The sequence below is a fragment of the Psychrobacter sp. 1U2 genome (assembly GCF_051847575.1).
The window spans coordinates 19445-42453 of sequence record NZ_JBPYDC010000018.1; the positions used below are offsets into that span (position 1 = coordinate 19445).

Here is a 23009-nt window from a genome sequence, read left to right on the forward strand (position 1 = left end):
TAAAACGCCTACTGCTTTTTTATACTTTGACACTAGTAATTCTATTGTTTTCGTATTACGCAGCGCTTTATATGGAGCTTAAGCACCATAGTGAGAGACGTAGTCTGGACATTTTTAATAACTTGCAGTATGACGTTACTGAATATGGGGCGGTAACCAATGACGATATCGAAAACATACTAAAAAAACCTTATATCCAAGACATCAGTTATCAGCTGATTTTTATGCTGCCTTCAGGTCAGACTTATATTTATAACCACACTCGTGCAAATGAAACTGCGCTGACCGCGGTTAGCTTTCGAGCGACTACCTTGAACGCCAAAAGCTCATATCAACTAGATAATCAAACTCTCAGAGCAGATATCAGCCTTGAAGGAGGGTATCAGCTCTATCTGGTTCTGCGTCATCAAATCGCTGATATCACTTGGACGTCATATCGCTACTGGCTACCATTGATGGCAGCTATTATACTTTTTATGATCGCGCTACTTTATACACTTCGCCGCCAAGCTAACTGGCAGCAGCTGCTACTCTATACAGATACTTTAAGCGAGGATGCCAAAGAGGCGTATACCTCAATACCTTTTCCTCTAGAGAAGACCACCTCTGAATTTTTGCGGTTAGGGCATGCGCTTAGTCGTATTAAGTATCAGCTGCATCATGACTATCGACGTATTAAAACCTTAAAACATCGCTTGGAGCGTTTAGTCGATGGCGCGCCTCTACCTATGCTGATGATCACCCGGCAAGGTCAAATCAGTTTTTTTAACCCACGTTTCGAGCAAGTTTTTGCTACCGCTTTTCAGAGTGAAGTGACTTATAGTTTAAGCGACTTTTTGACAGGTAGTGACAAAGCTACTCAGCAGCTATTATTAGATATAAGCGCTCAGCGCGTCACACGCACACTACTGGTTTGTGGCCTAGAGAACAATCAGCTTTATCAGCTGCATCTCTCTCCTTGGTTTGGCGCGCATGGTCAAGTTCGCGGATTTACCGCTTTATTGAACAATGTTAATTCGTTCATGAAGCAGTGCGAAGATTTACGTCTAAAAAACCACCACCTTGAGAGCCAAGCCAAATCATTTACAGAGCTACGATCGGTCATCAGTCATGAGCTACGCACACCGCTAAATGCCATTATCAGTACGCTAGATATGGTAGATAAAGACAACTTGACCACAGCGCAACACGAGACTCTAACAATCCTCACTCAGTCGAGTCATGCTATGCTGACTATGTTGAACGATATGCTCGATATGGCAAAAATAGAGGCCGGAAGAGTGGATATTATTAACGAGTCCGCTGATATTTTTAAGCTTGGACAGCATGTTAGCGATATGATGATAGGCAGTACCCGTCGTCGAGATATCGATCTGTTGTACTACTTCGCGCCTTGTTGTCCTCGCTACATCACTACCGATGGTCAGCGCCTGTGTCAGATACTATTAAACCTTATGGACAATGCGGTTAAGTTTACTGATAGCGGCTATGTGGCGCTCATTGTAGAAGAGGTGACGCCGCAAGAGCTCTCTACGTTTGATCAAAACCTGTTTAGTACGCCTAGCACCGCAGCATCTATTATGAGCGCGCAAGACTTCACTCCCGAGGCGTCTACGTCTAGCTCCCTTGCCGATACTTATGCTAGTACTCAAGATAGCCCTGAGTGTAGTTGGGTTCGTTTTAGGGTTAAAGATACTGGCATCGGTATTACAGCTACTGAACAGCAGCAGTTATTCTCGTATTTTAACCAAGCCAATCCTCAAATCACGCAAAAGTTTGGCGGTACCGGGCTAGGTTTGGCTATCTCAAAAAGCTTTGCGCAGCTACTTGGCGGTTTTATTCATGTCAAGAGTGCAGCGGCTTGCGGTAGTATTTTTGATCTTTATATCCCCTGCCACGCGCCTATTTATCAGCCTGTCTATCATTTTCATCATAGTCTGTTACGCATCCACCTAATCGCAGTTGTCGATCAAGCGCTACGCGAGACTTACCTACAGCGTATAGGGAGTTATTTGTCTATGACTATCAGTGTTTATAGCGAATTAAACCCGGCAACGATAGCGCAATTAGAAAAGCAGCTTACCGATAGTAAACCAGGCTTGACTCCTATCCTACTGTTAGATTATGAGCGTTATGACACTTATAATAATGAGAGTATCTCGGCGTTAAATATTGCAGAGGTACCGTCTGGAGACGAAGAGAGCCCACCATTAAAGAACAAACCCTCTGACACTTTTATCGAGGCCAATAGTACTTTAACAGCCCTTATCAATAACCCTCAATTGTCAAAGATACTACTCAGTAGAAAACCTGAGCGCGGTATCCCCTCAACCTTTCTTGAGAAGTTTGATGGCTTCTTGAACAAACCTATCAATATTACGCTGATGGTCTCTGAGCTAATACGTTTGTCTCAACTCCAACCAGCAGAAACAGCGCAAAGATTAGGCCTCTCACTTGCAAACTTAGAGACAGATAAAACACATCAGGCCGCCGAAAAGCTAGCGACTAAGGACGATCGCACTCACTCGAAGGCAGTTGAGCAGACACTCGCTAAAGCTAATGCTACAGCCCCGATGATACTAGTTGTAGAAGACAATCCCATCAATCAAAAAATCACTTGTAAGCTTTTAGCTAAGCTAAACTATCGCAGTATCGTTGCAGAAAACGGTGAGCAAGCGCTCGCTGTATTAAAAAAGCATCGTCAAGAGATTGCGCTTATTTTGATGGATTGCCGTATGCCGGTGATGGATGGTTTAGAGGCCACTCAGACTATCAGAAGCACAGGCGATGATATTACTATTATCGCCCTAACCGCCAATGATAGCACTGAGGATCGGATCAGTTGCCAACAAGTAGGCATGGATGAGTTTTTGACCAAACCGGTGCAAAAAGATAAATTACAAAACGTCCTACAACGATTTATTTCATAAAACCATTATCTGCTAAAAAAGCCTCAGTGATATCCCTTTGCGGATTAGATTGTGTATCCGCTGAGCGCTTATCTTTGTTTATTAGACGCTCTAGATAGCGCGACACGATATCGACCTCAATATTTACTTTATCCCCTAGCAGCCAATGCTTAGCAATATTAGTCACTTGTGCGGTATGCGGTATAATGTTCAAGCTGACAATATTGTCTCGGACTAGATTAGTCGTCAGACTAATACCATCTACCGTAATCGAGCCTTTAGTTGCCGTATAATGTGCTAGCTCCTTTGGAATCTCAATCTCAATATAAATAGAGCGCGCGTCCTTTTTTAGCTTACTAATGATACCGACACCATCCACGTGTCCTGCGACAATATGACCACCGAACCGCGTCGTTGGTAACATAGCTTTTTCTAGATTCACAATATGACCGGGTTTTAGTGACTCTAATGCCGTACGAGCAATGGTTTCACGTGAAACATCTACGGCGTAATAATTACTACCCATCGCGACTACTGTCAGACAAATACCGTTCGAAGCTATAGAATCTCCCAACTTTACGTCGCTAAAGTCCAATTTATCAGATTCTATAGTCAAGCGGATATCACCATCTACAGGTTGCATAGATTTGACATGACCAACACTTTCGATAATTCCTGTAAACATATGACCCTCTTTTTCTATGAATTGATGACACTAACTAGAATTGATTTAGCTATTGTTGATTGAGTAAATTGTATTATTTTCAATAATGTGGATAAAAAGGACAAGCTGTGGATAACTCAATGAGAGTAAGGCTATTTTCACGTGAAACTAGCTGTTTTTAGCAAGTTATCCACAATAGCGCCTTAATTCTTTAGAATCTTTGCCAATATCCTACAGTGCACTTAAACTAATGATTTTATTATAATTTTTTCTAAAATAGCCTTAATTATAGACAAATAACGTTTCATGTGAAACAAACCAAACTATAGTTATCCACAACTTACCTTAGTTTCATGTGAAACAACATAACCTATGGCACTTATCCCCATTTTATGAAGGTACTGCTATAAAGGTTTCAAAGTGATCTTTAAGTCGCTACCAACTGCTTTATACTCAATATATTGAAATCGCAACTGCTGAGCTAAAGACAATGGATTGATATCAACCATAGCTTGCGCGTGCGAGCCTAAAATACAAGGGGCTTGATAAACAATTAACTCATCAACTAACTGCTGATTAAGAAAGCTGCCTGCTACACTAGCACCCGCCTCTACTAGCACCTCATAGCAGTGATGCTCGCTGACTAAACGCTTAAGCAGACTCAGTAGATCATCATCACGCCAGTAGAGCGTTTGTTGCTGTTGACACAACTGATAAGTAGATTCAGCACCGTATGCTAAGCGCTGACGCCTGTCGAGCACGACGATCAAAGGCTGAGGCACTTGCTCAATATCGACGCCTAACTGCGATGAACGCACATTCAGCTTCGGATTATCCGCGATGATGGTCTGACTACCTGTGATGATAGCGCCACTTCGTGCTCTGAGCTTTTGCACATCTTCGCGGGCATCAGCGCCAGTTATCCATTTCGACTCTCCGTCTGCCATCGCAGTACGGCCATCTAAACTCGTCGCTATTTTTAGCCGCACATAAGGCAATTGCGTGCGCATCGCTTTTAAGAAACCTTTATTTAAACTGGCGGCTGACTCCTCTAACACGCCTACAGTAACTTCTATGCCAGCTTGCTCTAATAGTGCTACGCCACGGCCTGCCACTTGTGGATTGGGATCGAGGCCCGCGATAACGACACGCTTGAGGCCAGCTTCTATCAAAGCAAGTGCGCAAGGCGGCGTACGCCCAGTATGGCTACAAGGCTCTAAAGTGACGTAAGCGGTTGCTCCTTTCGCTCGCGACTCTGCTTCTCTTAGCGCAAATACTTCGGCATGACGCTCGCCGGCTTTTGGATGAAAGCCTTGGCCAATAATCTTGCCTGACTGCACTATGACGCAGCCTACCGCAGGGTTAGGCCTAGTCGTATACAGCCCCTGTTTAGCCTGCTCGATAGCCAACATCATAAAGTAGTTATCTTGGGCGTGTTGCGCATGCTCTGATACAGACATAATAAAAGCTTAGTTAGGTTAGAGTGGGTCAGAGTGTTGACAAGTTTGCTTAAAAGTAATAGCGCTGTCGGCTTTATTGAAAGGTTTCACATGAATAAAACACATAAATCCAGTCATAAAATACTGGCTTGCTAATCATTTTTATCACTAGGGCGGATATTAGCTAGCTCTTGCTGAAAGGCGTCAATGTCTTGAAAATCACGATAGACACTGGCAAAACGCACATAAGCGACGTCATCTAGGACTTTTAGCTCACTCATAATAATCTCACCTAAGACTTTACTACTGATTTCACGCTCGCCCATCTGTCTGACCCGCTTTTCGATACGGCTAATCATTGCCTCTTGCTCATCAGTAGTAATCGGACGCTTTTGTAGCGGTAATAGAATGGAGCGTCGTAGTTTTTCGTTATCATAAGGCTCGATTTTACCACTAGATTTGATAATACGCGGCATCACCACCTCTACCATCTCAAAGGTGGTAAAACGTTCTTGACAGCTGCTACAGAGCCTACGACGACGTACTTGCGAGCCTTCTGCAGCTAAGCGCGAGTCCATAACTTTGGTCTCTGAAGCGTTACAATAAGGGCAATGCATAATTTTTCCTTTCTTATCCTAACGACTATATTTACTTGAAGGCTACTTTTATTAAATTACTGTTTAAAAGCACTACTGGTATAATTTTCATATTGGCTTATCTATCAATACTGACTTATTTACCGATACAAAAACTGCCGAATATCTTACCTAAGAGATCATCGGCGCTAAATTCACCAGTGATTTCCCCTAAGCTGCCTTGTGCTTGTCGTAGGCTCTCAGCGACTAACTCTCCTGCCTTAAATACTACCAGCTGCTCATGGGCTTCTGATAAATAACCAGCAGTACGTCTCAAAGCGTCTAAATGCCGAGTGCGGGCGATAAGGCTATTTTCTGGCGGATGAAAACCCACTTTAGCACATAACGCGTCTACTAAGTCTTCGATACCGGCACCTGTTTCACATGAAACATTAATTTGCTCATAGCCTTTGTTTTGCATCTCAATTTGAGCCGCAGTTAATAAACTATCGTTTCCAGCTAAAGCGCTTTGTTTATCACTGTCAGCGTTTGCTAATAAGTCGCTTTTATTAGCAATAATCAATAGACGCTTAGCTTCTGGTAACTCGCCGAACAGCTGCTCCGCCAGCTGTAACGGTGTGCTCTCGCCTTCAACATCACGAGTAACGTCATAAACCAATAGTAAAATATCGGCTTGCATGATAGCAGTACGGGCCCGCTCAATACCGATACGTTCGACCGCATCTTCAGTGTCACGTAGACCAGCAGTATCAGTCAGATGCAGGGTTAAACCATTGAGCACAACAGTCTCACTTAGCGTATCGCGCGTGGTTCCTGCGACTTCAGTGACGATAGCGCGCTCTTGTCCGGCAAGGCGATTCAGCAAACTTGATTTGCCAGCGTTAGGTCTACCGGCTAAGACCACATGGATACCGTCACGCAAGAGCTGTCCTTGCTTGGCGGTTGCTAATACTTGCTGTATCTGAGCTTGCGTTTGTTCAAGGTTAGATTGAATAACACCGTCAGATAAGAAGTCAACATCCTCTTCATCGGGAAAATCTATCGCCGCCTCGACGTGCAGGCGCAGGTGGATAAGCCGCTCTAGCAGTTGATTAATCTTTTGTGAAAACTCACCGCTTAACGAGCGGATAGCGCTATTTGCGGCAGCAGCACTAGTGGCATCAATAGCATCAGCGATAGCTTCTGCTTGCACCAGATCTAGCTTATCGTTATCAAAAGCACGGTAAGAGAACTCTCCAGCTGTCGCTTGCTTAGCGCCTAGCTCGAATACTCGCGCTAATAGCAGGTTCTGTAGTATCACTCCGCCATGACCTTGGAGCTCGATGACGTCTTCGCCTGTAAACGAATGCGGAGCTTTAAAATACAACACTAAGCCTTCATCGATGATGGTGCCGTCAGCCTGATAAAAACGGCAAAAACTGGCTAAACGCGGCGTAAAGCCAGTCTTACCGGTCAATTGACAAGCGATGTCATAAGCTTTTGCTCCAGATAGACGAATAATACCGACACCGCCGCGCCCTAATGGCGTGGCAATAGCGGCAATCGTAGTCAACCCTGATTGAGCTTTTACTGGCATTTGCATAGCATTCACAACCACTCTCAACAACCAAAGCCTCTATTATAGACGCCTTGACTGATACTAACAAAGTAAACTTTAAAAAGCCTGTTACTGCATTTTTACTTTAACTCAAAAATAATTTTGGCCAGCTTAACTATAAAAAAACCACCGCCTAAGCGATGGTTTTAAGTAACTAAACTAATCAAAACTGATTTAGTTTAACACCTTAACGGTACGGCGCTTTTGCTCTTCTTCTACCTTTTTATTGACGATATATTGCTGCGTCATACTGAATAAGTTATTCACCGTCCAGTACAGTACTAGACCCGCTGGGAAGAACAACATAAAGGCGGTAAAGATAATCGGCAAAAACTTCATAACTTTAGCTTGCATAGGATCAGCAGGCTGCGGGTTCAGTTGCTGCTGAATAAACATCGACACACCCATCAGTAGCGGTAGAATGAACCAAGGATCCATTGCGGATAAATCTTGAATCCATAAAATCCACGGCGCGTGACGAAGCTCAACACTCTCAACCAGTACCCAATATAAAGCTAAGAAAATAGGCATCTGCATCAATATCGGCAGACAACCCGCCATCGGATTGACCTTTTCTTCTTTATAGATGCCCATCATCTCTTGCGACATCTTCATGCGATCATCGCCATGCTCTTCTTTTAGTGCCGCTAGTCGCGGTGCTAACGAGCGCATCTTCGCCATCGAATAGTAGCTCTTGTTAGAGAACCACATCAGAGCAATCTTAACTAAGATAGTCAGGACAATAATAGACCAACCCCAGTTACCTAATACTTTATGAATACCATCAAGAATAGCAAAAAGTATCTTCGATATTGGCCATAATAAACCATAATCAACGGTCTGATTCAGCCCGACAGCAACCTCTTTGAGCTCAGACTGTACTTTAGGACCAGCATATAAAGTAGCATCTAAAGTGAGCTGCTTATTTGCGGCAATATTGACAGGCTGACTGTTAAAGCCAATAAAATAATCGTTGCCCGTCTCGCGGCTGAAGAATTGACCGGTGAAGTTCTCTGGTGTCCAAGCAGAGACAAAGTAATGTTGTACGATGCCAACCCAGCCTTCATCACTGGTTACTTGGATCTCATCATTACTAAACTTTCCGAACTTAAGCTTATTATACGGATCATCAGGCGTACCCCAAGCGCCGCCTAGATAAGTCGCCATACTCAGCGCGCCTTTATCAGACATCCCAGGATCTTTACTATCATCACGTTTGAGCTGGGCAAACATCTGTCCTTGCCACGGCTGTGCTGACCTGTTTTGTATCTGATAACTGACATCGATGGGGTATTTACCATGGGTAAAGGTATAAGTCTTAGTTACCTTAACACCATCTTGTTGATAGGTTAACGGTACGGATAAGGTTTGTTGCCCTTCTTGCATCATATAGCTATCAGCTGCAGAGCGATAACTGGCACGGCCATCTGCGGTATCAATACCGTTTTGACCGATCAAGCCTGACTGAGCGACATAGACGCGATTACTATTATTCTCTAGTAACACAAAAGGTTCGTCGCTATCGAGAGTTGCATCGTATTGCTTTAACGCAGCATAAACAATGTCGCCACCTTCAGGGTTGATCTTGATGTCATAACGATCGGTAGTAACAGAAATAAGATTGGTATCTTTAACCGGAGCGGTGTTCGCCAGGCCATTGTCAACCGGTATCGTCTGTGCCGGAATGTCACCCGCTGCACCAGTGGTAGAGGGAATATCCCCCCCTACTGTAGCTGCCGCATTTGGCGTCGTTTCTACAGCTGGCGCATCAGCATAATCATCTCGCCATGCCAAAATCAGCAGATAAGCGGTAATTAGCATCGCAATGATGATCATTACCCGTAATATCTTTTGCATAAACCTGTCCTAGATTAAATATTAGGGAACTAAAATTAGAGCATGCATCACAACTGCTTAACGAATCGTTTTGCTGTCAATAGCAGTATTAGCAATCATTAACATAAAATGTGCATTATTTTACTAAAAAACAAGCCTAAATGATACCAAGAGTGTGGATAGGCTGTGGATAACTTAGATAGCGCGAAAATTTATTGAAGATAACACTGAAAATATGGGGATAACTTGGATAGATTGTGGATAACTACCTTCAGTTATTCACATCAAAAGTTGTTTTGGCTCATGAGGTAGTTTAAACGTGCGACATAACTACTCTTGTCACGATAGATGCTACTGGTCAAATAACTATTAGCAGCGCTATTTAACTCATCTTCCACGGATGATCCTGTTAAAGATGGATGAAAGGGTTTGTAGTCATAGCTAGCTAGGGGCACGGGAACGAAATCAATACCATGTCCACCCCAAGGCTGACAGCGGCCAAGACGCTTTATTAACAGCAAGCTTCCGGGCCAAACACCATGCCAAGCTATTGCCTGCTTGCCATAGTTTGAACAAGTCGGGTAATAACGGCAGCGTGCAGGTAATATTGGACTTATTATTTTTTGATAAAGATTAATAACATTAAGTAAAAATAAATATATAGTTTTATTAATTATTTTTTTATATAAATTCATTTTAATTTATTTCTATTTTTTTTAGAATATTGTTTATCTCTTTTAATAGCTCTTTATTTTCTATTTCTTCTATAGACTTTTTAACAATAAAAACAATATCTTTATTTTCTAAATTAGATGCTTTATTGCGGAAACTTTCTCGAATTAAACGTTTAACTAAATTGCGGCTCACCGCAGTAGGTACTTTACGCTTGGTGATGGCCATACCGACGCGTGGCTGTTGTAAAGCATTGCTACTTACGAAAGCCATAAGATGGCTTTGATGCAGTTTACGCTCAGGAGCATCAAACACTTCACGAAAAGCCGCTGGAGTCAGCAGACGCTGTTCTTTAGTAAAATGATAGCCAGTAGGTGCTGAAGGTGTATTGGGCATAGTAGGGCCTAAAATAAGAGCTAGTAGTCACATCAAAGGGGCTACAAAAAGAAGTTAAGATCAGGAATAGGGCGTCAAATAATACAAAATATAGAGACAAAAAAAGCGCCTATATCGGCGCTTTTAATAGATGGCTATCTCTCAGTTATCATTCATAGCTGAGGTTAGTTGCCAATTACACAGTAAGACGATGACGTCCTTTCGCGCGGCGACGTGCCAATACTTGACGGCCTTTTTTCGTTGCCATACGTGCACGGAAACCGTGAGTACGTTTACGCTTGATCACGCTGGGTTGGAATGTACGTTTCATAACTCACCTATCAAAATAATGGACTGAATTCAAAATAATGCAGGATTATACCATTCTCGCAAATATAGGTCAACGAACTAATGAACTGTTTTGCTCATAGTGTTAATTACAACAAGCTCTTATTGGTTCTTTAGTTGCTTTCGTCGTTATTACTTTTGGCTAAGTTTTAAAAGTTATCCACAGATTTTGCTGTTCTCTATAATAATTAACTATTAATATATATAAGTATTGTTGTTATTGGGAGCCAGTTTTTCTGCGGATAACTTTGTTTTGCTGTTATTTATCAAAAAGATAGCCTATGGGTAACCCTGTGGATAAGCTGTGGGTGAAATGTGGGCAACTTGAGTCTTTGAGTTATCCACAAAATTATCCCCAGAGTTATCCCCAAAAAATGGGATGTTATCCACAGGCTGTTTATGGTAGATTAACCTCCTAATATTATTGTGACTACTTACTGTTTTTTGGCTAAACTTAAGGTTGAATGCAGAGAAAAACGCATAGCTATAAGCGTTAATTCATTGCATTTACTATGAGATAATAAGGTTGTTTTTTTATGATAGACACGGCGACACTTTGGGATAAATGCTTGGACGACCTGCGTTATCATGTCAAAGATAACGTCTTTACGATGTGGTTAAGACCTTTATCCGCTCACGAAGAAGCACAAACCCTAGTCATTAGAGCGCCTAACGATTATTTTGTGTCTTATATCAAAAAGAATCATTTAGAAGACATCCGTCAATTGGTTGCTAAACACAGTCAAGGTAGTATTTTAGACGTAGTCGTCCGTGTTGATAATGCCAATCAGAGTAACCAAAATGAGGATCAAAGCAGCAATCAAAGTGCTGTGGATAGTGTTGGCGATCCTACTAAAACCATAGATACTTTGTTTACTAGTGACCATCACCTCTCCTCCCCTACCCTAGCATCGCAAAAAAACAATACCAGTAACCTCAATTTCGAGTCCAAAGTAGATGCTGGAAATAATCAACAGTATGCAGCGTCAAGTGACTCTGCTGATGCAAAGTCTCTTAGCTATTTAAACCCTGATTTCACCTTTGAAACCTTTGTCACTGGTAAGTCGAACAATCTCGCTTACAAGGCTTGTTATGAGCTGAGTAAGCGTCAATCAAAAAATAGACATAATCCTTTGTTTATATATGGACCTTCAGGTTTAGGAAAAACGCATTTAATGCATTCTGTTGCTCAGCGTTATGTAAAAAACAATAGAAGTTTTTATTATTTCACTTCTGAGAAATTTATTAATCAATTAGTATATTCTTTAAGAAATAATAAAATAGAAGATTTTAAGAAGAAAATAAAAAAAGTAGATTTGTTAATTGTCGATGATATTCATGTATTAGCTGGAAAGACGAAAAGCAGTAATGAGTTTTTGACCTTATTTGCTGATTTTACTAGTGGTGATAAACAGCTTATTTTAGCCTCGGATCGACACCCTTCACAAATGACTGAATTTGATGAACGCTTTCGCTCGAGGTTCTCTTGGGGGCTGACAGTCGCTGTGGAGCCACCTGAGATTGATACTCGCGTACAGATCTTACAAAGAAAGGCCGCTTCTTTTGGTATGACATTACCTAAAGAATGCGCCTTATTTATCGCACAAAATGTAGTCTCTAACGTAAGAAGATTGGAAGGCGCGCTAAATCAGGTATTTGCCAACTCTAATTTGACCGGTGCCCCAGTGACGCTTGAGATGGTACAGTATGCACTCAAAGATATCGTGGCTATGCGGGTACAAGCGGTTAATATGGATAATATTCGCAAAGTTGTGGCCGAGTACTACGATATCAGTGTAAAGGATCTGATGGGCCGCAAACGCACCCGTAGTATTGCTAGGCCTCGGCAAATAGCGATGGCGCTATCTCGTGAGCTGACAGGCGATAGTTACCCAGATATTGGTCAATCTTTTGGTGGGCGCGATCACACAACGGTCATGCATGGCTGCGAAAAAGTGGCGCAATTACGTGCTGAGGATCCTACGGTAGATAAAGACTACAAAGCGTTAGCAATGATGCTACAAGCCGGTTAATACAAAATAGTAGAGTAGTATTTTAGCAAGTTAATATAGTTTATAATGATCGAGACTTATAAAAATATAACTATCTCTAAAAATAGATTTCTTTAAAAATAAGAGTACCTAGCATGCAATTATCGATTAATCGTGAGTCGTTATTAAAAGCTATTAACTTAATCGCCAAGGCCGCTGATAAGCGTCATAACATGGTGATTTTGGGTAATATAAAACTACAACTCTCTGAATCTGAGCTGGTACTCACGGCTTCGGATTTAGAGGTTGAGCTAACATCCGCGCTTAAGTTACCTGCTGGCGCTTGTATTGAAGCGGGCACAACGACTTTGCCAGCGATAAAGCTAAAAGATATCTGTAAATCGTTACCCGCTCAAGCGCAGATTAATCTGACTACCCAAGAAAACGAGCGCTGCTTACTGACAAGTGGCAAAAGCCGCTTTACTTTAGGAACTCTGCCAAGTGAAGACTATCCAAGCTTAGGTAACCCTGAAAATATCACCGCTTTGACGATTAGCCGTAGCCGTCTGATAGATCTTATTCATAAAACTCAGTTTGCGATGGCGATTCAAGATGTCCGTTACTATTTAACGGGTATGCTTTTTGATGTGTCGCAGCAGCAGCTAACCACAGTAGCGACTGACGGTCATCGATTAGCGCTAGCACGTAGTGTGATCGATATCGATAGCGATTTGAATATGCAAGCGATACTGCCACGCAAGGCAGTAATTGAGCTAGAGCGTTTGGCTACTGAGCTTGGTAAGATGCTAGGGGATAAAGATAACGCCGTAACTTTGAGTTTCGGTCGTGAGTTTTTGCAAGTCAGTTTACCGTTTGGCGAGGTTGATAGCGCCGGACAAGTGAGCACTGACTTGATGGTCACTTTTACCGCACGTCTGATTGATGGTAAATTTCCTGACTATCGCCGAGTTATGCCTAGTAATACCGATAAGTTAGCTCTATTTAGTCAAGAAAAAATGACTGACGTGCTGCGCCGAGTGGCGATTTTGAGTAATGAGAAATCACGCGGAGTGGTATTTAATTTCGCTAGCGACGGTATGGTTGAGATACGGGCTAACAATGCCGAGCAAGACGAAGCGGTGGAGATGATACAAGCGAAGTATCAAGGTGAGCCTATGGAGCTGTCTTTTAATGCCGCTTATCTACAAGATGTATTAGGCGTGGTTCAAGGCGATGTACAGATGCATATGAGTCAGTCTAACGCCTCGGTGTTAGTCAACCAGCTGGGTGATGAGTTTCATCAATACGTCATTATGCCGATGCGTATCTAAGCTCGATAAGGCTTTCGTAATCATTATGATTGAACGTTTACAAGCGACAGACTTACGTAACCTTCAGCACGTCAAACTGCAAGCAGCAGCATGTAATGTCATCATTGGAGAAAATGGTAGTGGCAAAACATCACTGTTAGAGGCCATATTCTTACTGTCACGTGGTAAGAGCTTCCGTCACAGTCAGCCTAAGCGCTATGTTCAGCATCATAGACCATCAGCCATCGTGCATGCTACTTTAACCGATGGTACTAGTCTGGCGATCCAAAAGCAGACTGATGCTACTACCATTTTACGTCTCAATCAGAGTACTGTTTATAACCAAAGTATGCTCACCGAACAGCTACCAACGTTACTGATAGATCCTTCATCGATGGATATGTTAGAGCAGGGTAGTGCTAGTCGTCGCCAGCTCCTCGATTGGTTAGTGTTTCACATGAAACAGGGCTTTCATCCACAATGGGTAGCCTATCAGCGCCTCCTAAAACAGCGTAATAGCCTACTTAAGCAAAGCAAAAGCCTAACACCAGTACAATTAGCAGAGCTGAAGTCTTGGAATAAAGGACTGGCTAACCATGCTGCGCTTATTCATCATTATCGTGAACAAGTGTTTCTAGCTTGGCAGCCTTATTTTGAAAAAAGTATAGCGCAGCTCTTACCGTCTTATGCTCAGCAAATCAGTTTGAGCTACCATGCAGGCTACGATGCCGCGATACCATTAGACGTGCAGTTAGATGAGCGCCTAGCTCAAGATCTGCAGCTAGGCTATACTCGTATCGGTAGCCATCGGGCTGATATTCATGTGCATTGGCGCTCTGAGAGCGAGATTGATGCAAAAGATGAAAAGCCAAAATCAGCAACCGAGTATCATACCGACACGACTAAGCCGGCCGAGTTAAAAGAGCAAAAAGTGCCTACATTAAAAGAGCAAGCTGCTAACGTCTTGTCTCGAGGCGAAAAAAAGCTACTCATTACCGCGTTACGTCTATCGCAGTTACCACTATTGCTAAAGAAAGACCTTATTGGCGAATCGGTTAGCCAAAATACGCAAGCGGATAACCATAGAACAACGACACCAGTAGTACTATTAGATGATATCACCGCTGAGCTAGACGATAGAGCGATAGATATCTTGTTGTCCACTTTAGCCAAGCTACCTTGCCAGGTGTTTATGACCAGCTTGACGGCAGATGTGTTACCTATAGTCAATCAGTATTGGTCATCTCCTAGTGTGTTTCACATGAAACAAGGGCAGCTGAGCATCTTTACTTAAGATCTTATTAGAAATCTACTTTCAAGTAGCCCATAGAACTAGCGTGTCTCTAATAGCCATTATTTAGGCTCAAATGAGACTCTATTTTATAGCCTGCAGTTGTTTTTAGCTCGACCGTCCAATTATACTCAGCGCTATTGCGTTTTAAGCTGGAAATCGCCAGTAAACAGTGACTTACAGCCAAAAAAATGTTAGAATAGGGCTTTATGTTTGCCCTGTTTTCAGCGACTATTCTATAACTTTTATTTCATACTTTTTATTATCAATAAGGTGCTAGATTATTGGTAATAATTACTGTGGGAGTGAAGTTCCACAGTAAAAAGTGAAGTTTAAGACACCTTAGTAAGACGCTATCTTTATATTGATTTGTATAAAGCTAGCGTACAATTATTAGCTGATCACGGCTTGATTAAGGAATGCACATGAGTGACTCATTACCTATCGATAACGAGCAGTTAGATACCGTCAGTTTAGAGAGTACGCTTGAGACCAATACACTCGATACTGTAGCGCCTGAAGGTATACCTTCTGATTATAGCTCCAAGGACATCCGTGTTTTGCGCGGACTGGAAGCGGTGCGCGTACGTCCAGGGATGTATATTGGTGATACCGACGATGGTACTGGCCTGCATCATATGGTGTTTGAGGTCGTTGATAACTCTATCGATGAGGCGCTCGCCGGTCACTGTGATCAGATCGATATTGTCATTCATGAAGATGAGTCGGTCAGTGTCAGCGATAATGGTCGCGGTGTTCCTGTCGATATTCACCCTGAGGAAGGCGTATCAGCGGCGCAGGTTATTATGACGGTGCTACATGCGGGTGGTAAGTTCGATGATAATAGCTATAAAGTCTCGGGCGGTCTGCATGGGGTAGGGGTGTCCGTAGTTAACGCGCTATCCAAAAAGCTTGAGATGAATATCTGGCGTGAAGGCTACCATTATCAGCAAACTTATACCGACGGTGTACCTGATAGCGAAATCCAGCAAATGGAAGCTACGGATCAGACAGGGACTCAAATCCGCTTTTATCCGAGTAGTGATGTCTTTACCGGTACTGTCTTTGAATACGATATTTTAGCCAAGCGTTTGCGTGAGCTGTCCTTTCTGAACTCGGGAGTACGTATCGTCCTAACTGATGAGCGCATTGATAAGCGTCATGAGTTTGAGCACAAAGGCGGTCTGTCTGAATTTGTCAGCTACATCAATGCCGGTAAAGACGGTATTAATGACGTCTTTCATTTCACGAGCGAGCAAGACGACGGTATCGCGGTCGAAGTGGCATTGCAATGGACCGATACTTATAACGAAAAGGTGCTGTGCTTCACAAATAACATTCCGCAGCGCGATGGTGGCACGCATTTATCAGGTTTCCGCTCAGCTTTGACCCGTGTGCTCAACAGCTATATGGATCGCGAAAACTTATTCAAAAAAGAGAAAGTTACCGCTACAGGTGATGACGCGCGTGAAGGTTTGACGGCTATTGTCTCTGTTAAAGTTCCTGATCCAAAATTTTCTAGTCAGACTAAAGATAAGCTGGTTTCAAGCGAAGTAAAATCTGCGGTTGAATCAGCGATGCACGACAAATTCAATGATTTCTTACTAGAAAACCCAAGCGCGGGTAAAGCGATCGCCGGTAAGATTATTGATGCGGCGCGTGCCCGTGATGCGGCGCGTAAAGCCCGTGAGATGACCCGTCGTAAGACGACACTCGACATCGCCGGTCTGCCCGGCAAACTTGCTGACTGCCAAGAAAAAGATCCGGCATTGTCAGAGCTATACATAGTGGAGGGTGACTCTGCTGGCGGTAGTGCTAAGCAAGGTCGTAGCCGTAAGACGCAAGCGATTCTGCCGCTTAAAGGTAAAATCTTAAACGTTGAGCGCGCGCGTTTTGATAAAATGCTGTCTTCTGCAGAAGTAGGTAACTTAATTACCGCGCTTGGCTGTGGTATCGGCCCTGATGAGTATAATCCGGACAAAGTTCGCTATCATAAAATCATCATCATGACCGATGCTGACGTCGATGGCTCACACATTCGTACCTTGCTATTGACCTTCTTTTTCCGTCAAACGCCGGAGCTGATTGAACGTGGTTATATCTATATCGCGCAGCCGCCGCTGTATAAAGTCAAAAAAGGTCGTCAAGAGCTTTACCTTAAAGATGATGAAGCGCTAAAAGCTTATCTGTTGTCCTCGACGATTGATAATACTAAGCTGCATGTCAGTGAAGATGCGCCAGCGATCACTGGACAAGCACTAGAAACGCTGCTCAATGACTATAACCAAACGCAGCTGATAAAAGCTCGTTTGCAAATTCGTTTTCCAGCGACGCTGTTAGATGCGCTAACGCACACGCCAAAGCTGAGCACAGACATGACTTACGATAAATCAGTCATGGAAGAATGGCAGGCACAGCTACAAACTCAGCTGAATCAATTCGGTGATGAGTTGAGCCCTGAGATTGAACTGGTCAATATTCATGCGCCAGTAACAGCTGCTACGGATGCGGTCACCGCTGATCTATTAGGTATGAATGCACAAGCAGAGTCGCAGCTAGAGATAGAAGGTGAGACTCAAGCCGCTCCTAACAGTGAGATGATATCGAACAAAGCACAGTGGCTACCTCGAGTCACTATTTATGTCCATCAGCTCGCTCATCATTATCTGCTTGATGCCAGCTTCATCAACTCAGGTGAGTATAGCAAGTTGCTACGCTTATCAGCAGAGTGGAATACCTTATTGGAAGATAGCGCCTTTATTCGCCGAGAAGCGGGTAGTGGTACGACTAAAGATATTCCAGTACGTGACTTTGATTATCTGTGGCAGCAGATGATGTTAGATGCGCGCCGTGGTCTGGCTATTCAGCGTTATAAGGGTCTCGGCGAGATGAACGCCGATCAGCTTTGGGATACTACGATGGACCCAGAGAATCGCCGGATGCTACGTGTGACTATCGAGGACGCTATCGCTGCCGATCATATGTTTACTTGCCTAATGGGCGATCATGTCGAGCCACGTCGTGTCTTCATTGAAGAGAATGCGTTGACAGTTTCTAACTTAGATATCTAACTGGGTTTAATATTTATTTATAATAAAAGTCATCTTGCTCGCAAGGTGGCTTTTTTGTTTCATGTGAAACCTATACAAGATCCATTTATGAATAAGCGACGAGTGAAATGATCGAAGTTATCTTACTAGCTACGGCTTTAGCAATGGATGCATTTGCTGTCGCCATAGGTCTGGGCGCAAAAAATCAACAGCGAAATCCCTATTATCTATTGCGCTTAGCTATCTATGCCGCGTTATATTTTGGTATTGCACAGGGCATCATGCCGCTTATCGGTTACTGGTTAGGGGCGGCACTGTTAGGATGGCTCACTGCTGCCGCGCCTTGGATTGGCGGAACTATTCTTATCCTACTCGGCGCAAAGATGATCTATGAGATATTCTTGTGCCATGACGAAGGTGTGGTTACTAATAATGAAACCCTAGATCAAGCTTATAATCAGTCGAAAAGTATCAATCATAACACTATGTTGACGTTGGCAGTTGCGACGAGTATCGATGCGATGGCAGCGGGATTTACGCTTAACTTGTTGCTTTTAAACGCTGGATTGGCTTGTTTAATTATTGGCATAGTAACTGCTGTTTTTAGCTTTTTTGGGGTATATTTAGGTCAGAAATCAGGAACTTGGCTGGAGGATAAAGCGGAAGGGTTAGGCGGTGCGGTGCTTATCGCTATTGGTTTAAAGGTGATGTTTTTTTAGCTAATCAACTTGTCTTAATAGTCTTATAAAAACCCTACTTTAATAGTAAAGTAGGGTTTTTATTGTTTCACGTGAAATATCTTCTTAAGCAAAATGCTAGTTAGGTTCCATGTGGAACATAGCTAAGCTATAAACCAAGGACTATCTCAAGCTGAGATTATTCCGCTTCATTCTTAGTAAACCGCCAAGCCAATACCCGTGTACTCTTCTGGCCTTGGCTCATCTCAATAATACGCATCTGTGCCACATCTAATTGCTTTAATAGTAGCTGCAAAGGTTTTACATTTTCAGACTTGGACACTAAGCTTGTGAACCAGCCGACATGCTCAGCAAAATCCTTACTCTCTTTGATCATTTTAGTCAAAAAAGCAATCTCGCCACCCTCAGACCATAGCTCTTTATGTTGACCACCGAAGTTGAGGTTTTGCGCAGCATTACCTGATTTTGTGGAATGGCGACTGATTTGCGCGCTTTCGTTTTTGCCACGATGCCGCTGTAAATTATGCTGCTTACGGCTATTGGCGGCCATAGCTTCTTCTAATGACGCATGAAACGGCGGGTTGCATACCACTACATCGAAATAATCCTGCCTACCAATAATATTTTTAAAGATGTACCTTGGTTCAGGTTGTAGCTTGACCTTGATCGCACTTTTTAGCTTGGGATTGGCTTGGCTAATCACCGTAGCCGTATTGACTGATACCGGATCGATATCGCTGGCAGTAAAACGCCAGCCGTAGCTTTGACTACCGATAATAGGGTAGATCGCGCTGGCACCCGTACCGATATCTAGCGCATGGATATCTTTGCCCGTGGGCGGGGTATTATCACTGTTGACATGGGTGGTCTGCGCGAGTAAGTCAGCAATATAATGAATATAATCGGCGCGCCCCGGAATAGGTGGACATAGATAACCCTCAGGGATATCCCAAAATTTTACGCCATAATAATGTGCGAGCAACGCCTGATTAAGCACGCGTACTGCCTCAGCGTCAGAGAAATTAATCGTCGGTTCGCCCTTAGGGTTAGTGATGGTATGCTTAGCAAGCTCAGGTAAGGCGCGGGTCAATAGCGCAAAGTCATAGCGACCTTGATGCGGATTACGCGGATGCAGTTGACCGAGTTTTTTCGCGGTTGCTGGGGATCTATTTCTATGTTTTGGACTGTTATTTTTAGAAGAGAAATTGGTCATAGTATTGGGCTATAAAGTCTGAAGATAACCGACTAGTTTAGCAGATTTCATCAACGCCGAATGGTTTATCGGCTGCGCAAAATTAGGTTTAATCCCAATACGATCATCGCGCTACCTAAGATGCGGTCAATCCAATGCTCAAAGCGCTGAAAACGCCTAAGAATAGCCGGAATAGAGAGCAGTATGACCACAGTGCTAAACCAGGCCATCTGCAATACCATCATCCACAAGCCATAAATAGCCAGTTGCCAAAGCGGGATACCGGGTGATAATACCAAAGTAAAGATCGCTACAAAATAGACGGGCGCTTTAGGGTTAAAAACATTGCAGAAAAAACCACGGCGTAGTGTCGAAAAGGTAGAGTTGGCTACAGTTGTATTCTGCACTCGTGATGCAGTAGATTGCTCTGCTGAATGGTTATCTATTACCGCGGTTGGATGTTTTGGTTTAGACCAAATCCCTTGCCAACCAAGATAAATCAGATACGCGCCGCCTAGCCATTTAATAGCAGTGAGTAGTGGCTGCGAGTGCGCAATAACGGTCGCCAGTCCTAATACCGAGTAGATAATATGAATCGATAGACCTAAGGTAATCCCTAAACTACAAATCAGTCCGGTACGTCGGCCTTTTGTTAATGTTTCACGTGAAACTAAAACAAAATCAGGGCCAGGCGAGGCGGCCGCTAGCAAATGTACGCTAGTGATAAGCAGAAAACCGTGCCAAAATTCCATAACGCGCTCTAATAAGGGTTACAAGTTGCATAATAGTGGCAGCTATCATAAATCAGGTCAACTACTATTAAGTTTTGCTGTATCGCTGCGCACAGCGCTTAAGATTGTAGCTTGTGTAATAGCGCAGGTATGTCTATATTGAAAGTAACTTTTTATCACCTTGCTTATCATATTATCCTCTGCAATCACTCACAATACTCATTAACTCAAAGGATCAGGTTATGACTACCCAAAACGATATCCATAATATGAACACTCGCATTACTTACGAGACCAACGACACTATCTGCCTCATCGGACTCAATCGCGCGGACAAGCGCAATGCCTTTGACAGCCATATGATCAAACAGCTCTCCGAAGCACTTACTAAATATGACAACGATGATAATCTACGCTGTGCGCTGATATTTGCGCATGGTGAGCACTTCACCGCTGGTCTTGATCTGATGGAGCTACAAGACAAATGGGACAAAGGCGCGTTTGAATTTAATGATGATGAAATAGATCCGTGGGGTATCGGCGGCAAATTGCGCAGCAAACCTGTCGTCGTCGCGATACAAGGCACCTGCTTTACCGCTGGCATTGAGCTGATGCTCAACAGTGATGTCGTTATCGCAAGTGACAATTGCAACTTTGCACAGATGGAAGTACAGCGCGGTATCATGCCATTTGGTGGGGCGACGGTACGCTTTGTCGCGGCAGCAGGTTGGCAAAAAGCGATGCCGTACTTACTTACGGGTAAGAACTTCGACGCGCAAACCGCGGACAGACTGAATTTAGTTAGCGAAATCGTGCCAAATGGTGAAGAGTACAAGCGAGCACTGACGATAGCGCAAGAGATTTGCACGGCTGCCCCACTTGGAGTAAAAGGGCTGCTGTCCTCAGCGCAAGATGCTAGCCGTAATGGCGCAAAAGCAGCCTTAGCCAACATTCATGGTTATCTACCGCATCTGTTTCATTCAGAGGACGCAAAAGAAGGCGCGATGGCGATGGTTGAGCGCCGTGTGGCAAATTTTAAAGGGCGTTAAACGCCTTTATTAAACCTTTCATAATAAACAGTAAAGCTTTGGGTTCTATAAAGGATAATGCCAGTGCAATATAACTTTGATGAAATCATCGATAGACGTAATACCGGATCACTCAAATGGCCTTATGACGATGACACCATTGCGCTCTGGGTAGCGGATATGGATTTTAGGGCCGCTCAGCCTATTCTAAATACCCTCGAGCAAATCGTGCAGCACGGTATCTTGGGTTATACCAAACCGACTGCGGAATTGTATGAGTCGATTATTCACTGGCATAGCAGCCGTTATTGTTTGGATTTGACGCAGGATAATATCTTATTTTCGCCGGGAGTGGTGCCAAGCCTCGCACTGATGATGCAGGTCTTTACCAAGGCGGGGGACGCGGTACTAATCAATGACCCTATTTATACGCCTTTTATGACTAAGGTGCAGCAAAATGATCGCACGCTAGTGATGTCTGCATTAAAGGAAGTTGATGGCAAATATCAGCTGGATCTAAAAGATATCGAAGCCAAGATTATTCAGCATAATGTAAAGCTGTTTTTATTCTGTAATCCGCATAATCCGGGCGGGCGTGTCTGGACTATTGATGAGCTTGAGGCACTCCTTGCGCTATGTAAAAAACACAATGTCGCCATCGTTAGCGATGAGATCCATCAAGATTTAACCTTAAGTGGTCATACCTTTACGCCGTTTTTAAAACTCGCAGAAGCAGCAGGGTACGTGCATAAGGTGGTCAGCCTAACCTCCATGACCAAAACCTTTAATATAGCGGGTATCAAAGGCTCGATGATCTTTGCTAAAGACGATGCACTACTGAAAAAAATCAGCCAGCAGCAGCACTTAAATGATGAGTATGAGCTAAACTTATTTGCCTATACCGTGATGCAAAGTGCTTATGAAGAGGGCGGGGAATGGCTTGAGCAAGCGCTGGCTTATATCGAAAAAAATATCGAGATTACGATAGAATTTTTAGCAGGGCATCTGCCTGATATCAAGGTTATGCGCCCAGAAGCGTCGTATTTGATATGGCTCGATTGTTCCGCGTATGGCGATGATGATCAAGCGCTCTATGATAGGCTTCGAGACGCTAAAGTTGAGCTTAGTGCAGGGATTCAATATGGTGCTGAGGGTCATTTGAAAATGCGTATTAATGTGGCGTGTCCTGAGCCGCTGCTGCGTGAGGGGTTAAATCGGGTTTATGCGGCTTTTGGAGGTAGTGTTTAGTTTATAAAATAACTTCTATAATATTATAAAATAT

Annotated in this window: 18 protein-coding genes; 8 read left to right on the plus strand and 10 right to left on the minus strand. The window is 43.4% G+C overall.

Annotated features, from left to right (window positions below; translation table 11 throughout):
• The first annotated feature begins 71 nt into the window (after positions 1 to 71).
• Positions 72 to 2930, plus strand: a complete 2859-nt coding sequence (locus ACS8FD_RS09470) for a response regulator (protein ID WP_439275595.1) — start codon at positions 72 to 74, stop codon at positions 2928 to 2930.
• Here the strand turns inward: ACS8FD_RS09470 and ACS8FD_RS09475 are convergent.
• The 8 genes from ACS8FD_RS09475 to rpmH all read right to left on the minus strand — a co-directional run bounded on the left by ACS8FD_RS09475 (position 2920) and on the right by rpmH (position 10419).
• Positions 2920 to 3594 carry a riboflavin synthase gene (locus ACS8FD_RS09475; protein WP_439275596.1) on the minus strand — a complete coding sequence of 225 codons (675 nt, stop codon included), beginning with the start codon at positions 3592 to 3594 and terminating at the stop codon, positions 2920 to 2922. The genes ACS8FD_RS09470 and ACS8FD_RS09475 overlap by 11 nt on opposite strands.
• A gap of 383 nt (positions 3595 to 3977) precedes the next feature.
• Complete coding sequence (gene ribD, locus ACS8FD_RS09480) at positions 3978 to 5033, minus strand: bifunctional diaminohydroxyphosphoribosylaminopyrimidine deaminase/5-amino-6-(5-phosphoribosylamino)uracil reductase RibD (protein ID WP_439275597.1); 1056 nt, start codon at positions 5031 to 5033, stop codon at positions 3978 to 3980.
• A 131-nt stretch (positions 5034 to 5164) separates the two neighbouring features.
• Entirely contained in the window at positions 5165 to 5629 is a 465-nt protein-coding gene (gene nrdR, locus ACS8FD_RS09485; RefSeq protein ID WP_439275598.1) for a transcriptional regulator NrdR, read from the minus strand.
• 115 nt (positions 5630 to 5744) lie between these two features.
• Positions 5745 to 7190, minus strand: coding sequence for a tRNA uridine-5-carboxymethylaminomethyl(34) synthesis GTPase MnmE (gene mnmE / locus ACS8FD_RS09490; RefSeq protein ID WP_439275633.1), 1446 nt, complete (start codon positions 7188 to 7190; stop codon positions 5745 to 5747).
• A 189-nt stretch (positions 7191 to 7379) separates the two neighbouring features.
• Positions 7380 to 9062, minus strand: coding sequence for a membrane protein insertase YidC (gene yidC, locus ACS8FD_RS09495; protein WP_439275599.1), 1683 nt, complete (start codon positions 9060 to 9062; stop codon positions 7380 to 7382).
• A gap of 263 nt (positions 9063 to 9325) precedes the next feature.
• Positions 9326 to 9736, minus strand: a complete 411-nt coding sequence (gene yidD / locus ACS8FD_RS09500; RefSeq protein ID WP_439275600.1) for a membrane protein insertion efficiency factor YidD — start codon at positions 9734 to 9736, stop codon at positions 9326 to 9328.
• 1 nt (position 9737) lies between these two features.
• On the minus strand, positions 9738 to 10109 hold the full coding sequence (gene rnpA / locus ACS8FD_RS09505; protein ID WP_439275601.1) for a ribonuclease P protein component: 372 nt from the start codon (positions 10107 to 10109) through the stop codon (positions 9738 to 9740).
• Between the two features lie 175 nt (positions 10110 to 10284).
• Positions 10285 to 10419, minus strand: a complete 135-nt coding sequence (gene rpmH / locus ACS8FD_RS09510; RefSeq protein WP_007394757.1) for a 50S ribosomal protein L34 — start codon at positions 10417 to 10419, stop codon at positions 10285 to 10287.
• Positions 10420 to 10972: 553 nt separating this feature from the next.
• Between rpmH and dnaA the strand changes: the two genes are divergently transcribed.
• The 5 genes from dnaA (at position 10973) to ACS8FD_RS09535 (ending at position 18797) form a co-directional block, all read left to right on the plus strand.
• Positions 10973 to 12469: a chromosomal replication initiator protein DnaA gene (gene dnaA, locus ACS8FD_RS09515; RefSeq protein WP_439275602.1), complete on the plus strand. Its 1497-nt coding sequence runs from the start codon at positions 10973 to 10975 to the stop codon at positions 12467 to 12469.
• Positions 12470 to 12582: 113 nt separating this feature from the next.
• Entirely contained in the window at positions 12583 to 13758 is a 1176-nt protein-coding gene (gene dnaN / locus ACS8FD_RS09520) for a DNA polymerase III subunit beta (protein ID WP_439275603.1), read from the plus strand.
• A 25-nt stretch (positions 13759 to 13783) separates the two neighbouring features.
• Positions 13784 to 15031 carry a DNA replication/repair protein RecF gene (gene recF, locus ACS8FD_RS09525; RefSeq protein ID WP_439275604.1) on the plus strand — a complete coding sequence of 416 codons (1248 nt, stop codon included), beginning with the start codon at positions 13784 to 13786 and terminating at the stop codon, positions 15029 to 15031.
• A 422-nt stretch (positions 15032 to 15453) separates the two neighbouring features.
• A complete protein-coding gene (gene gyrB / locus ACS8FD_RS09530; protein ID WP_439275605.1) occupies positions 15454 to 18099 on the plus strand; it encodes a DNA topoisomerase (ATP-hydrolyzing) subunit B in 2646 nt (881 codons plus the stop codon).
• A gap of 107 nt (positions 18100 to 18206) precedes the next feature.
• Positions 18207 to 18797 carry a manganese efflux pump MntP gene (locus tag ACS8FD_RS09535; protein WP_439275606.1) on the plus strand — a complete coding sequence of 197 codons (591 nt, stop codon included), beginning with the start codon at positions 18207 to 18209 and terminating at the stop codon, positions 18795 to 18797.
• Positions 18798 to 18954: 157 nt separating this feature from the next.
• Here the strand turns inward: ACS8FD_RS09535 and rlmF are convergent, their stop codons facing one another.
• Together rlmF and ACS8FD_RS09545 are read right to left on the minus strand one after the other, a co-directional pair.
• The gene (gene rlmF / locus ACS8FD_RS09540) at positions 18955 to 19989 is read right to left on the minus strand and encodes a 23S rRNA (adenine(1618)-N(6))-methyltransferase RlmF (protein ID WP_439275607.1); all 1035 of its coding nucleotides are present in this window, start codon (positions 19987 to 19989) and stop codon (positions 18955 to 18957) included.
• Positions 19990 to 20054: 65 nt separating this feature from the next.
• Complete coding sequence (locus ACS8FD_RS09545; RefSeq protein WP_439275608.1) at positions 20055 to 20720, minus strand: LysE family translocator; 666 nt, start codon at positions 20718 to 20720, stop codon at positions 20055 to 20057.
• A 221-nt stretch (positions 20721 to 20941) separates the two neighbouring features.
• Here ACS8FD_RS09545 and ACS8FD_RS09550 point away from each other — a divergent pair, with 221 nt between their 5' ends.
• Together ACS8FD_RS09550 and ACS8FD_RS09555 are read left to right on the plus strand one after the other, a co-directional pair.
• Positions 20942 to 21748: a crotonase/enoyl-CoA hydratase family protein gene (locus ACS8FD_RS09550; protein ID WP_439275609.1), complete on the plus strand. Its 807-nt coding sequence runs from the start codon at positions 20942 to 20944 to the stop codon at positions 21746 to 21748.
• A 57-nt stretch (positions 21749 to 21805) separates the two neighbouring features.
• Positions 21806 to 22975, plus strand: coding sequence for a MalY/PatB family protein (locus ACS8FD_RS09555; RefSeq protein ID WP_439275611.1), 1170 nt, complete (start codon positions 21806 to 21808; stop codon positions 22973 to 22975).
• Positions 22976 to 23009: the final 34 nt, after the last annotated feature.